Here is a 12,696-nt window from a genome sequence, read left to right as displayed (position 1 = left end):
ACGGCGGTCAGACGAGGGCTGCAATTGCGTGCGCCTCCACCGCGGATCCATAGTGCAGTTCGTGGGCGCCGGCCACGGCCCGTGCGGGCCTGTTCGCACCGAGCCAGTCCTGGTAAAGCCGGTCGAAGGCGGGCCAGTCACCGATGTCCGTCACGTGGACAGTGACCGACATCAGCCGCTCGCGGCTGGTGCCGGCCGTGGCCAGACAGGCGTCCAGGTTGCTCAGCACCTGCTGCGCCTGGACTTCGAACGGCTCGCCAGCCAGACGGGCCCCGTCGGGCGTCACAGGGAGCTGGCCGGAGATGTAGGCCACGCCCCGGTGGGTGGCGATGTGCGAGTAGCGGCCTGCCGGCGGGGCCAGCTGCGGGCTGTCGAATGTGTCGATCAGATGAGTGCCGCCCGTGTGGGGGCGGTCGTTCCCCGTGGTGATCTCGCTGGTGGTCATCGTCTCACTTCGTGTAGGAGTAAACGCTGGCTCGGGAGATGCCGAGCAGATCGGCGATGGTCTGGGCGGCATTGCGGGTGTCGAAGTAGCCGTCCTCGTGCAGGCGCCGCACCAGGTCCTTCTTCGCCTCCCTGGACAGGGCCCGCGGAGTGGTGGAGCGCTCGGCGGCGGCCGTCTCGATGACTTCGCGCAGTTCCCGGCGGCTGCGGTCGCTCAGTCTCTCCAACTGGACGTCCCGGTTCTCGGGATCGGTCGCGACCAGGTTCGACAGCGTCAGCGTGAGGGGCGAGAGCGTCGAAATGTCCAGATTCAGGCAGAGGGCGGCGATGTACTGCCCAGCGGCGTTCTTGATCCCGATCGAGGTGCTCTTCGCGGGGCGTCCGTCGGGGAACTGGTTGGCGTAGTTCTGGATGACGCTGGGGTAGTGCGGATCCTGGATGCGAGCGAGACCCAGTTCGGTGGCGGAGTCACCCACCTGACGTCCCGACAGGTTGTTCTCGATGGAGCGGATGGCGTGGTCCGGGTCCCGCAGGTCGTGCAGCACGACCTCGCAGATTCCAGGGAACATGCGGCCCAGCGCCTGGGTGATCTTCTCCGCCTCGGCCAGGAGGTGCTCGTCCTCCAGTGCCCCGGGCGCCGCCGAGCCGAAAAGCTGCCCGTCTCGTTGCCGCCTGTCATGCCGGCCGCTTGTGTGACTCGTGCCTTCAGGGGGCACTGCCTGCCCCCCATTCCGTGGTGCTGTCACTACCGCTCATTCCTTGCTTCCTGCCTCGGTTCGGCACTCCGCGCAGGCATCAACCTGGAGGCCCGAGATTCAGCCGTGCGCGAGGGCGGCAATCCAGAAGCATCTTGATTTTCCGTCTACCTCTAAACAGATAATCTATCTATCTCTAGAGTTTCCGTCCAGTTCTGGTCCGGTCAGCGTCGGCCGACCACCACGGAGGCAGGCCGGTACCGCTTCGCTCGCAGAAACATCCGTGCCGCCCCCACCGACAGCCGGCTTCCCGGCCCCTGCGCCTCGGCGGAGACAGGCCAACCAGCGGGTCTGGCACTACCGGCCCGTTCACACGCGCCCTGCGGTATCCCGCCCGTTCGTCATCGCCGGCTTCAGCCGACGGCCCGCTGTACAGGCTCCGGGCAGACCGCCCTCTTGGGACGCGCTCCCAATCACCCACCCGCCCCATCCGGAGGCACATCGTGACTGCTCCATCGCCCCAGGCCACCAGCACAGACCCAGGTTCCGACCCCCGGCCAGGGTTTCTGCGGCGATGTCTGCGGATGCCGATCGACATGCAGTCGGTCATCGCCGTCGGTCTCGGCGCCCTCATCCGAGCCCTCGCACCGGCCGCTGGCGACAGATGAAGATCCTCGGTGGTCTCCTCCTCAACCTGGTGCAGGTCGTGGTTCTGCCCCTGGTCTTCCCGCTGATCGTGCTGAGCATCGCCCGTAAGGAGTCGGTCAAGAAGGTCGGCCGGATCGCGGGGAAGGCCATCCTCTACTTCGAGGTCGTCACCACCGTCATCCTGCTGATCGCCGTGGGGCTGGCCAGGTTCACCGGCAGCGGAGTCCATCCCGACGCCCGTGGCCGGAGGCGAGTTCCTCACCACAGCGGCGGAGTTCAACGAGTTTATCCGGGCCACCCGCCCGCAGATCGTCCAGCCCGACATCACCCGCTGCGGCGGGATCACCGAGATGCGCCGCATCCACCATCTCACTGCCGCGACAGGGGTCCGGTGCGTACCGCACGGCTTCAGCACCGGCGTTCTCCTGGCCGCGACCGTCCACTTCCTGGCCAGCATCCCCGATGGCGACCTCATCGAGCACACGCAGAGCATCAGACCGCTCGCTACCGACCTGGTCGCCAACAAGCTGCCGCTCATCGACGGCCGGGTCCCGGTCAGCGACGCACCCGGCCTGGGCGTCTACCTCGACGAGGACCTCATCAACGCCTACCGCGTCGATGTGACGTACGGCCAGTAGCCCGGACCGCCGGGGCGTGCAGCACCAGGACGACCCTCCCAGGTCAACCGTCCGCCAAGGGCTCCTCGAGCGACCCGAACGCGGCGGCGTGGGGGAGGCCGCCGCGTGGGTCATGGGTATGGCGGCCCGGGGTGCCCGCGCTCGGCGGCCCCGGTCACTTGTCTGCGTGAATCTTGGCGGTGCTGGTCGCGGCCTCGGTCTCGTCGGTGGGCGCAGCGGCGGGCAGCGGGGTGGCCTCGCCGGACTTCAGAATCTCGCGGGCCCGGTCCGTGTCGATGTCGTTCTCCCACTTGCCGATCACGATGGTGGCCACCGCGTTGCCGAGGACGTTGATGAAGACGCGGCCCTCGTTGAGGATGCGGTCGACGCCGACAATCAGGGAGAGCGCGGCCAGCGGGATGTGCCCGACGGCGGTGACGGTGCTGGCGAGCACGATGAACGCGCCGCCCGCGATGCCGGCAGTGCCCTTGCTGGTGAGCATCATGACGCCGACCATGACCACCTGCTGCTGCCAGGACAGGTCGATGCCCATGGCCTGGGCCAGGAACAGGGAGGCCATGGTCAGGTAGACCGCGGAGCCGTCCAGGTTGAAGGAGAACCCCGAAGGGATCACGATGCCGACCACCGGCCGGCCGATGCCCAGGATCTCCAGCTTGCGCACGAGCTGCGGCAGGACGGCCTCACTGGAACAGGTGCTCAGCGCGACCAGGAGCTCGGCCTTGAGGAAGCGCATGAGGCCGAACAGGCTCAGCCGGCAGGCGCGCATGATGGCCCCGAGCACGACCAGGACGTAGACGACGCAGGTCGCGGTGAACAGGATGATCAGGTAGCCGAGCTGCTTGAGGCTCTCGGCGCCGTAGGTGGCCACCACGGTGGCCAGGGCGCCGAAGGTGCCCAGCGGTGCCAGACGCATCACCCAGCCCACGATGCGGAAGACGACGTCCGACAGCGCCTTGATGCCCCGGTTGAGCGGCGCGCCGTCCTCGCCGGCCATGTTCAGGGCCACGCCGAAGACAATGGAAACCATCAGCGCGGCCAGGATCGCGTCGCCGGTGATCGCGCCCAGCAGGGACCTGGGGATCAGGGAGGAGACGAAGCCGGTGAGGGTGGCGTGCTCGGTGGCGGTGTCGGGCACGTCGTCGGCGTTCAGCGAGGCAGGGTCGACATGGAGGCCGGAACCGGGCTGGAAGATGTTGGCGACCACCAGCCCGATCAGCATGGACAACAGGGACAGCACCAGGAAGTAGCCGATCGCCTTCACGCCGATCCGGCCCGCCTTGCGCAGGTTGTCCATCGAGGCGATGCCGGTGGTGACCACGCAGAAGACGACCGGGACGACGATCATTTTGACCAAGTCGATGAACCAGTCGTTGAGCGGCTTGAGTTCCTTGCCGAGCCCGGGGGCGAGGATGCCGACCGCGATGCCGAGGACTGCGCCCAGCAGGACCTGGAACCACAGCTCACGCAGCAGACGGTTCAGCCGTGACTGCTGCGGGCGGCCGGCGGCAGTAGTAGTGGATGTCATCGATGGTGCTCCCTTGCACGACGATCGTGTCTAGCCCTGTCCCGTGGGGGGTGTGCACGGGGGACGCGAAGCGGCTCGCGCCCCCCGGGGTCGTACGTGGCGCTTTGATGGAGCTGCGCCGTCACGGTGCGATGTGGCAGCGGTCAGCTGTGCAGGTTGCGCAGCACCTGGTGGAAGGCGGCCTTGCGCTCGAAGCCGATGCCGGGGGTGTCGGTCAGGCCGACGCGGCTCTTCTCGACCACGGCGTCGTCGGCGAAGCCGCCGGTGGGCTGGAACTCGCCCGGGTAGGACTCGTTGCCGCCGAGCTTGAGGGCAGCGGCGATGTGCAGGGAGAACTGGTGCCCGCCGTGCGGGATGCAGCGGCGCGACGACCAGCCGTGCCGGCGGAGCATGTCCTGGATGCGGAGGTACTCGACCAGTCCGTAGCAGAGCGCGGGATCGAACTGCAGGATGTCGCGGTCGGGGCGCATGCCGCCGTAGCGGATCAGGTTGCGGGCGTCCTGCAGGGAGAAGAGGTTCTCACCGGTGGCGATGGAGCCGCTGTAGTGCTCGGCGACCGTGGCGTTGAGGTGGTAGTCGAGCGGGTCGCCGATCTCCTCGTACCAGAACAGTCCGTACGGCTCGATGGCCCGGCCGTACTCCAGTGCCGTCTTGAGGTCGAAGCGGCCGTTGACGTCGACGGCGAGCCGGGAACCGTCGCCGTCCAGGACCTCGATGACGGCCTCGATGCGCCGCAGGTCCTCGGCGAGGCCGGCGCCGCCGATCTTCATCTTGACGACGTCGTAGCCCAGGCCGAGGAAGCCGCGCATCTCGTCCTGAAGATCGGAGAGGGTCTTGCCGGGGGCGTAGTAGCCGCCCGCGGCGTAGACGAAGACGGAGTCGTCGGGCTGCCCGTCGCCGAAGCGTTCGGACAGGTACCGGTAGAGCGGCTTGTCCTCGATCTTGGCGGCCAGGTCGAACAGGGCCATGTCCACGACGCCGACCGCGACCGAGCGCTCGCCGTGGCCGCCGGGCTTCTCGTTGTTCATCATCACGTCCCACGCCTTGGCGTGGTCGAAGCGGCCCTCCGCGTCCAGGAGGCTGCCCGGCTCGGCCGCCGTCAGGCGGGGCAGGACGCGGCGGCGCAGGATCTCGCCGGCGCTGTAGCGGCCGTTGGAGTTGAAGCCGTAGCCGACGACCGGCTTGCCGTCGCGGATGACGTCACTCTCGATCGCCACGATCGAGCAGTCCATGGAGCTGAAGTCGATCCAGGCGTTGCGGATCGAGGAGCTGATCGGGACGACGCCCTCGTACACGTTGGTGATCTTCATGGAGCCTTCCTTCTAATATCTTATAAGATGCCTCGCTGATAGGCTGAGGTGACATCACGGGAACTGTCAAGGGGGGTGCGAGCACCCGGGAAGGATGCACAGGGCGCAATGGCCGGCACGAACCTGTTCGTCAGCAAGAGCGACCTCGCCTACGCGGAGCTCCGCAACCAGATCCTCACCGGCACACTCCCTGCAGGCACCCGGCTCGCGCAGTACGCGCTCGCGGAGTCCCTCAACATGAGCATCACGCCCCTGCGCGAGGCGATCCGGCGCCTCAGCAGCGAGGGGCTGCTCACGGTCGAGACCCACCGCGACGTCCGGGTCTCCGTGATGAACTCCGACGAGGCCCGCCAGCTGTTCGAGGTCCGCCTGTCCCTGGACCCGACCGCCGCCGAACTCGCGGCAGCGCGCCGCACGGCCGACGACATCGCCACCACGCGGTCAGCCCTCGACAAGCTCCTGCCCGTCACCCGGCAGTGGGGGGAGGAGGCCCTCACCGCGCACCGGGCCTTCCACCAGGCGCTCTACCGTGCCTCGCACAACGACGTCCTCATCCACCTCCTGGACGACCTGTGGGACAAGTCCGACCGCTACCGGCGCCTCGGCCTCGAACTCCCGCCGGGCGACGAACCCCGCACCCGCGACCTCCAGGAACACCACCAGCTCGTCGACCTCATCGAGGACGGCCGGGCCGCCGAAGCCTCTCAACTGATGCGCGATCACATCACCCACAGCCTTACCGCCACCGCCATCAGCGCCCTTGAGGACCGCGAAGGCACCCGCACGACATGACGCGTTTGTGCGGCGGGCGCCCGGACCGGTGTGTCCTCGGGCCCGGCTTTGCCGGTAGCGTCGCCGGAGGTGTGGGTGCCAGCCAGCTCAGCCACGGCCAGCTCGCCGGGCCGGCCACCACCGCCTGATCCTCCGTCAGTGCGTCACCGTGCGCGCGGTAGGCGGCGTCCCCGCTGGCGTGGAACGCGCCAAGGAGGAGACCGGCCGGCTCATCGGCGGGCCAATGGGCGAAGTGTCCCACCAGGTGATCGGCCGTCAGCCGGTACTGCCGGTGCGTGTGGAGGAACACCCCGTACACCAGACTCACCTCGCGCTCACCGGCGGCCAGCGCGTCGCGGCGGGCGATGACCAGCTGCTCCTTGAGTACGGCCTTGTCCCACCGGCCGCAAGTGGCCAGGGCCAACAGGGCCCGTGCCACACCGGAGCCCGGATCCGAGCCGACCCACTGGCGCAGCAGCGGAAGCGTCTGCCCGCCCAGGGACAGCAGAGCGTCCACCGCCGCCTGCTCCCGCGCCGGGGTACCCGGCGCCACCCCGCTCCCAGCCACCGTGGCGCCCACCGCTGATCCCTCACCACCGGACAGCACAGGTTCCGGCATGCCGCTGGCGTGAAGTTCTGTAGTCAGGTCCGTACCGACAGACCCCGGAATTCCTCACCGCTCAGGTCTGGCTGACAAGTCGACGGACGCTGTGCCGTGTGTCGACCTGAGCCTCGCCGGTTGGCCCTCTGCACGTCCTTCACCTTGGTACCGCCTCGCCGGGTCCTCTCACCGGGCGGGGCGGCGCGAGGCATGGTGCTGGGACCACGGCGCCGACGGCCCGAGCCGGCGAGAGGGACAGGGGCGAGGGCGGCTTCGAAGGCTGTAGCGGAATCGCGTGGTTCAGCGGGCGCCGGGCTCAGAATTGGTCGTAGTTCCAGTACTCGTCGAACTGTGGGGCCCATACCTCGGGTCCCGGGGTTGTGGTGCTGCCGCAGGCGCCCAGTACGGTCTGGGAGCGCCGTCCTGTGTCCCGGGTGCACTGCCCGGTGCTCGTCTCTGCGATCTCCCAGCGGTTGGGTTGCTCCGGGGTGCCGCGGTAGTTCCAGGTGAAGGTGGAGCAGCCCGAGCCGGTGGTCAGGATGACCGGGGCGCCGGGTGTGGGGCTGCCGCCCTGCGGGCCGAGGCAGTAGGTGCCGAAGGCGCCGATCGTGAAGTTGCCGTTGCCCAGGCTCTGGAAGTGGAAGCGCTGGTGCAGCGCTTTCTTGCAGTCGAAGGTCTGGACGACGGTTCCGAGTTTGGGACGGCCGCCGCCGCGGAGGTCGAGGCACTTCCCGCCGGCGGAGGCGCGCAGTTCGTAGATGGCCGCGTTGCGGAAGCTCGTCGTGTACCGGATGCCGGGGTTCTCGGCGGCCTGCGCCGAAGCCGGGACGAACAGAGCGAACAGTCCCGTCAGGGCAGCCGCCACGCTGTGCCTGCCGAGTCGGCCTGACTTTCGAGCCATGCGATCTCTCCTGTCTCATAAAGGCATGTCTTCTGTGTACGGGCGGAGCGGGGTTCACTTTCCGGGTACGACGGCCTGGGCCCCGTGCCGTACGGCCTCGATCACCCGGGTGTGGAGGACGTGCAGTCCGTCCGGTGGGACGGGTGCGGGGCTGCCGGTGAGGGTGAGGTCGCCGGTGATGACGCCTACCTCGTCGGTCATGGCGCCGCCGGGGCCCGCGGTGACCTGATTGGTGTACCGCTCGGGACGGCCGGTGTTCATCCGGGGCAGGTGTCGAGCATGTCGTTCAGGGCGGTCTTCTCCGCCTCGGTGACGTTCAGTTCGTAGACGCTTTTCACGCTGTCCCAGGCCCTCGAGTAGACACACCGGTACGACCGCAGCGGCGGCTTTTACAGGTCGGGAGTCTGGTCACCTTTGGAGCGGTTGGACGAAGCGGAGACCGCGAGAAGCTGCGAGTGCTCCAGGTCGTTGGCGAACGCCTTGCGCCTGGCCGTGTCCCACAGATCGGCTCCGGCGCGCCAGCCGGCGGCCAGGGGCACCATGTGGTCGATGTCGGCCTGGCCGGAGGCCGTGAGCGTCTTTCCGTCGTACTCGCTGTACCAGGTGCCGCTCACGGCGCGGCACTGGTCGTCCCGGCCCACGTCCTGACTGTCACGCTGCAGCACGACCTCGCGGGTGTCGCAGGGCCCGTACTGGGTGGCCCAGTGCGGGAATTTCGTACGGCTGTAGCCGTTCATCGGGTGCGGGGCCTCGACGTTCAGCCCGGCGAGCTCGCCACGCGCGACGTCGGCGGGCGGCCGCTCGGGCAGTTGGAGAAGCGGTGCGGCGTTGGGGGCGGCGAGGGCGGGTCCGGGCGCGGCGGTGCCGAGCACGGCGGTCAGGGTGAGGACACCGGCGGTGGCCCATCGGCGTACGCGTGTCGTGATCATGTGTCACACATCTATCGCAGGGCTCCCGTGCCGCGGAGGAACCCACCCGATCAGGGGCGCGGCGCATCAGCGCGCTGACGCACGGTCAACCCGGGAAGCTGGTGGTCCAGCCACGGGGACCACACCGTCCGGCCGAAGCCCGCGTCCGCGTACCGGCCTCTGCTCCTGCGCCAGGCCAGCAGCGGGACCGCTGCGAAGCCCACGCCGGCCAAGCAGTACATGATGGCGAAGAAGGCGTTGTCGATGAAGCGGCGTCCGTTGGTGATCCCGGGATAGGCGCCCCGGGCGTGAAGAGCACGGCCGCCGCCCGAAGCCGAGCGCGCCTTCGCACCGGCTCGGCCGCCACGTTCCACTCTGTTCTGCTGCCGGCCTGTCATCGGGCACCGTACCGGCCGCAGACAGGGATCCGCCGATCGGCAGGAAGGGCGAGCCGGGGCCGGTTACTTGCGCCGCGCGAGCTCCTAGTGGTCCACGGCGGGGAGGGACGCCTTGAACCGCTCCGTCACGTGGCGGAGCGGTTCGTCCCGCTCGGCCGGGGAGTCACAAGCGGCCTCACTGCCCTCCGGCTCCGGGTCTCCGAGGGCTTTCATTCTCTTACCCCCAACGCGGTCGCGACGCCGTTCATCCGATTCACGGACCATTCCGCGTCCGTCAGATGCCTCCGTTCAAGCGCTCTGTCCCGCGTGACAGGAACCTCTGCTCCCAGCCTCCGAGGCTTTTGCTCTTCCTCCACCCTGGGACCGGGCCGGAGCGAAGGGCGACCTTACCTTGGGGCCACTCCCTTGAATTTCTTTCGGAATTTATTCTTCATTCATCCCTGAATAAGTCGATAAGTGAGTTCCGGTTGCAACTGTGCAGTTCTCCGTCATTCAGGCATTTCCTTTACCGAACATTTGCGCGTTCTTGGCAGTGCGGGGTCTGCACCACAAGCGCACCTTCCGTCACGCAGGCGTCTTCCATAGGCAATGCCTCATGTCTCAAGGATGGTTTGTGAGAGCACGATCTCTCCCGAGGAACGCGCTGTTCGCCGTCCTCGGCGTGGCCCTGTCCGCCGGTACTCTCCTGGCTCCGGGCCTGCAGGCCGAAGCGGCTGAACGGAGTGGACCTTCGTCCCCGCCGCCGGCCACACCGTCGGCGCAGCTCATGGCTCGTCAGGACGCACTGCTGGACGCGGCCAAGAGCATTCGCGCCGCAGTCGCCCAAAATCCGCGTTCAAATTTCAGCGGTATCAAGCTGACCGTGGAGGAGTCCGTACTCGACCTCTACTGGAAGGGTGCGGTCCCGGCCGAGGTGAAGTCCCTGGTCACTCGTTTGAACGCGCTCGGTGAAAGCGCGGTTCGGCTGAACCCGGCCAGGTTCTCGCTCGCCGAACTGAACCACGAGGTCGAGCAGGTGATGGCGCGGCCGGACACGTCGTTCGGCAAGGCGGTCAAGGCAGCGCCGCTGCACGATGGATCCGGCCTGAACGTCGCCGTGGACGGCACCGGGGCGCCGCTGGGAGCCCGCGCTGACCAGCAGCTCGTGCCTTCCGCCGCCTCGGGCATCGACACCGAGGTGCCGGTGTCCCTGGAGGTTGCACCCGAGCCCGCACCGGTGGACCGGATGGACGACAGCAGCCCGTACTGGGGCGGCGCCCTGATGATCAATACCACCGGGAGCAACGCCTGCACCTCCGCTTTCGGGGTGCGGCGCAACTCCGACGGTACGACACGTGTGCTCACCGCCGCGCACTGCGGGAAGACGGGGGACAACTGGGTCGACGGTGGCTACGACACGATGGGGAAGGCCGAGGGGAACTGGCCGGCCTACGAGACTCAGCTGATCAACACACCCGGCGGAGCAGCGGTGTGGCACGGATCGGTCCAGTCCGACCAGACATCCGGCAGCGACGCCACGAGCAAGACTGTCAAGGGCTGGGCCTTTCCCGAAGTCGGACAGCAGGTATGCACCTCCGGATCGTTCTCGGGCTCCCGCTGCGTGGTCAAGGTGACGCGTAACAACGTCACCCTCAATATGGGCGGCCTCATGATTCCCGGCATGGTCCAGGCGGAGCAGCAGGGTCGCACCAACGCGGCAGGCAACGGCGACAGCGGGGGGCCGGTCTACGGCGTGCGCAGCGACGGCGGAGCCACCGCCACCGCCAGCGGCATCATCAGCGCCATCGACACGAACACGGCAGTCACCTGCACGGGAGTGCCCACAGGCGGCGGCAGAACCTGTGCCTGGCGCATGTTCTACGTGAACATTCAGAACGCGATGAGCATCTCGAGGACCACCATCAACACCGGGTGATCTGACAACGGAACGCGGAAACGCCTGGCCCTTCCCGCGGTGGGGAGGGCCAGGCCCATGTCAGGGTCAGGGCTTGGTGACCGCGGCGTGCAGCAGCTGACGTTTGCCCAGCGGCTCCCGCAGATCGACATGGCCCGTACGGGCCAGCAGCATGATCGCCGGGCACGTAGCGTCAGACGATTCCGTCCCGCGTGCCACCGGGGTGAGCTCGACCGCCGTGGGGCTCTCGGTCACCGCGAAACCGAGAAAGTCCTCGGTACATGGGTTTCCCTCCACGTAGTAGACGAACAGTCTCGTGCCGTCCTGAGAGGCCCCTCGATACCACCAGGGCAGCACGACCTCGCCCTGGCCCAAACGCCCGGTCCGCGGAACAGCGCCCACGTCCTTCGCGCTCTGCGGCCGGTACTGGGCAGGAGGCTCGGTCGGCCGCAGCGCATCAGCAGACGACGGCGCCGAAACCCGAGGGGAGGCAGAATGCGGCTCCGCGTTCCCTGTCGGCGGTCCACCTGAACATGCGACAAGCCCCCCTCCGACAGCGCACCCGACGAGAACCGCTCTGGCTATTCGTAAAGTGTTCACCGAAACTCCCTGGCATCCACGTCATTCCCGCCCCGTCCCATTTCCCGTGCCCATGTCTTCCTGCAATTCGTTCGCCCCGAGCAGGAATGCACACGGAACAGCCCTGAGACGGTCTGCTCCAGCTTTTGGTTCACCGGGCGTCGACGACGCTGTCGCTTGGTACCCGCTGGGCTGTCTGCCGGCCAGGGTCGATCCTGGGAGCGATCCACGCGTTCACCGATGCTGACAACCGCGATGTCCTGACCCTGCTACGTGTACTGTGCAACGGAGTCCTGCGAGCTGACTAAACCGGAAAACCGCTTGCCTGCGGCGCTCGCCGTGATCACCCTGGCCCGATGGACCTCGAAGAAGCGGCTCAAGCGTGGCATGAAGACGGCTTCGTCATCCTCCCTGGCTTCATCCCGCACGATGAGTTGAAGCCCGCGGCGGGCGAGCTGGACTTGCTCTTCCCGTCCGCCGCGGGGTTCCACGACGCAACCGATCCGCGACGCGAGCGCTTCGTCGGCGACCAGTTCGCCGGGATCGACTACTTTCCGTTCGCCAGCACGGAGATCAGCCTGCTGGCTGTGAACCACCGGATCCTGGCGCTCGCCGGGACGCTGCTGGAAGACGACGGTTTCCAGATCTCCGGGGCGGAGGCTTGGGCGAAGTACGCCGGCGCCAGCGACTACGACCAGGACCTGCACCGCGACTACCTGGGCCATACCCTCCTGGTGCCCAGCACCGCGCCCGGCTTTCGCCAGTTGGAAATGTTCGTGTACCTGGCGGACGTGCCAGAGGAGTTCGGCCCGGCGCACCTTGTCCCACGGAGGCACACGGTTGACCTCCCGGCCGTGCCCGACAGGTATCTGCGGCCCGGTCTCGAAAGCAGGAGCCGTTTCCATGACGGCAGCGGAAGCCCGCACCTGTACGAAGCGCAGGTGTCCGCAGCCGGCCCCGCCGGGACGGTCGTCGCCTTCGAGATCGGCACCGTGCATCGCGGAACGGCCATGACCGCGCCACGGGGCGCCCGCTACACCATGCATGTGAATTTCCGTCCCTCCGGTGTCCATTGGGGTCAGCGCCGGGGCTGGGCCTACTCCGCCGTACAGGAGGACTGGTTCACGTTCGTCGAGCGGGCCACCCCGCGTCAGCTCCAGGTATTCGGGTTCCCACCGCCTGGGCATCCTTATTGGACACCGGAGACGCTGGCTGGGATGGCGTTGCGGTATCCGGGGCTCGACCTCACGCCTTGGTGTCGGTCTGGTTGAACCCCTGCACTTTCAGAATCGCCAACGGATGGATCATCATGAACCCGGGCGGCGGCCCCACCCCGGACAAGCCGGACGTCACCCTGCGCCCGCCCACCGACCCGAGCACGGTC

At 67.9% G+C, this 12,696-nt stretch carries 15 protein-coding genes and 2 pseudogenes; 6 read left to right on the top strand and 11 right to left on the bottom strand.

Features of this window, described 5'->3' with window-relative positions; genetic code table 11:
- Nucleotides 1–7: 7 nt before the first annotated feature.
- Nucleotides 8–445, bottom strand: coding sequence for a RidA family protein (locus ACFXKG_RS12955; RefSeq protein ID WP_384836591.1), 438 nt, complete (start codon nt 443–445; stop codon nt 8–10).
- A 4-nt stretch (nt 446–449) separates the two neighbouring features.
- The gene (locus ACFXKG_RS12950; protein WP_384837024.1) at nt 450–1,070 is read right to left on the bottom strand and encodes a transcriptional regulator; all 621 of its coding nucleotides are present in this window, start codon (nt 1,068–1,070) and stop codon (nt 450–452) included.
- A 643-nt stretch (nt 1,071–1,713) separates the two neighbouring features.
- Between ACFXKG_RS12950 and ACFXKG_RS12945 the strand changes: the two are divergent.
- Both ACFXKG_RS12945 and ACFXKG_RS12940 read left to right on the top strand, forming a co-directional pair.
- A pseudogene (locus ACFXKG_RS12945) lies at nt 1,714–1,950 on the top strand (cation:dicarboxylate symporter family transporter); the annotation flags it as partial.
- Between the two features lie 76 nt (nt 1,951–2,026).
- Nucleotides 2,027–2,425: an enolase C-terminal domain-like protein gene (locus tag ACFXKG_RS12940; protein ID WP_384836588.1), complete on the top strand. Its 399-nt coding sequence runs from the start codon at nt 2,027–2,029 to the stop codon at nt 2,423–2,425.
- Between the two features lie 154 nt (nt 2,426–2,579).
- Here ACFXKG_RS12940 and ACFXKG_RS12935 read toward each other — a convergent pair whose 3' ends face one another.
- A complete protein-coding gene (locus ACFXKG_RS12935; RefSeq protein WP_384836585.1) occupies nt 2,580–3,950 on the bottom strand; it encodes a cation:dicarboxylate symporter family transporter in 1,371 nt (456 codons plus the stop codon).
- Between the two features lie 143 nt (nt 3,951–4,093).
- Nucleotides 4,094–5,260, bottom strand: coding sequence for a mandelate racemase/muconate lactonizing enzyme family protein (locus ACFXKG_RS12930; protein ID WP_384836582.1), 1,167 nt, complete (start codon nt 5,258–5,260; stop codon nt 4,094–4,096).
- Nucleotides 5,261–5,368: 108 nt separating this feature from the next.
- Between ACFXKG_RS12930 and ACFXKG_RS12925 the strand changes: the two genes are divergently transcribed.
- Nucleotides 5,369–6,052 carry a GntR family transcriptional regulator gene (locus ACFXKG_RS12925; protein ID WP_384836579.1) on the top strand — a complete coding sequence of 228 codons (684 nt, stop codon included), beginning with the start codon at nt 5,369–5,371 and terminating at the stop codon, nt 6,050–6,052.
- Here the strand turns inward: ACFXKG_RS12925 and ACFXKG_RS12920 are convergent.
- The 6 genes from ACFXKG_RS12920 to ACFXKG_RS12895 form a co-directional block, all read right to left on the bottom strand.
- Nucleotides 6,012–6,650, bottom strand: coding sequence for a hypothetical protein (locus ACFXKG_RS12920; protein ID WP_384836577.1), 639 nt, complete (start codon nt 6,648–6,650; stop codon nt 6,012–6,014). The two genes, ACFXKG_RS12925 and ACFXKG_RS12920, sit on opposite strands and share 41 nt — an antisense overlap.
- 298 nt (nt 6,651–6,948) lie before the next feature.
- On the bottom strand, nt 6,949–7,533 hold the full coding sequence (locus ACFXKG_RS12915; protein ID WP_384836574.1) for an RICIN domain-containing protein: 585 nt from the start codon (nt 7,531–7,533) through the stop codon (nt 6,949–6,951).
- Nucleotides 7,534–7,587: 54 nt separating this feature from the next.
- Nucleotides 7,588–7,794: a hypothetical protein gene (locus tag ACFXKG_RS12910; RefSeq protein ID WP_384836571.1), complete on the bottom strand. Its 207-nt coding sequence runs from the start codon at nt 7,792–7,794 to the stop codon at nt 7,588–7,590.
- A 128-nt stretch (nt 7,795–7,922) separates the two neighbouring features.
- Complete coding sequence (locus ACFXKG_RS12905) at nt 7,923–8,462, bottom strand: HNH endonuclease (protein ID WP_384836569.1); 540 nt, start codon at nt 8,460–8,462, stop codon at nt 7,923–7,925.
- 50 nt (nt 8,463–8,512) lie between these two features.
- Nucleotides 8,513–8,839: a hypothetical protein gene (locus ACFXKG_RS12900; protein ID WP_384836567.1), complete on the bottom strand. Its 327-nt coding sequence runs from the start codon at nt 8,837–8,839 to the stop codon at nt 8,513–8,515.
- Nucleotides 8,840–8,923: 84 nt separating this feature from the next.
- Nucleotides 8,924–9,052, bottom strand: coding sequence for a hypothetical protein (locus tag ACFXKG_RS12895; RefSeq protein ID WP_384836565.1), 129 nt, complete (start codon nt 9,050–9,052; stop codon nt 8,924–8,926).
- A gap of 553 nt (nt 9,053–9,605) precedes the next feature.
- Between ACFXKG_RS12895 and ACFXKG_RS12890 the strand changes: the two genes are divergently transcribed.
- Nucleotides 9,606–10,754: a hypothetical protein gene (locus ACFXKG_RS12890; RefSeq protein ID WP_384836562.1), complete on the top strand. Its 1,149-nt coding sequence runs from the start codon at nt 9,606–9,608 to the stop codon at nt 10,752–10,754.
- Nucleotides 10,755–10,820: 66 nt separating this feature from the next.
- Here the strand turns inward: ACFXKG_RS12890 and ACFXKG_RS12885 are convergent, their stop codons facing one another.
- Nucleotides 10,821–10,988 (bottom strand): hypothetical protein, encoded by a 168-nt coding sequence (locus ACFXKG_RS12885; protein WP_384836559.1) that lies wholly within the window; start codon nt 10,986–10,988, stop codon nt 10,821–10,823.
- A 680-nt stretch (nt 10,989–11,668) separates the two neighbouring features.
- Here ACFXKG_RS12885 and ACFXKG_RS12880 point away from each other — a divergent pair.
- Together ACFXKG_RS12880 and ACFXKG_RS12875 are read left to right on the top strand one after the other, a co-directional pair.
- Nucleotides 11,669–12,583, top strand: a complete 915-nt coding sequence (locus ACFXKG_RS12880; protein WP_384836556.1) for a phytanoyl-CoA dioxygenase family protein — start codon at nt 11,669–11,671, stop codon at nt 12,581–12,583.
- Nucleotides 12,583–12,696 (top strand): annotated as a pseudogene (locus ACFXKG_RS12875) (VOC family protein); the annotation flags it as partial. The gene ACFXKG_RS12880 and the pseudogene ACFXKG_RS12875, both read left to right, overlap by 1 nt.

This window comes from Streptomyces sp. NPDC059255 (genome assembly GCF_042752355.1).
In the GTDB taxonomy this organism is placed as follows: Bacteria; Actinomycetota; Actinomycetes; order Streptomycetales; family Streptomycetaceae; genus Streptomyces.
Note: the sequence above shows the minus strand (reverse complement) of the source record. Positions and strands in the feature narration are given on the sequence as shown.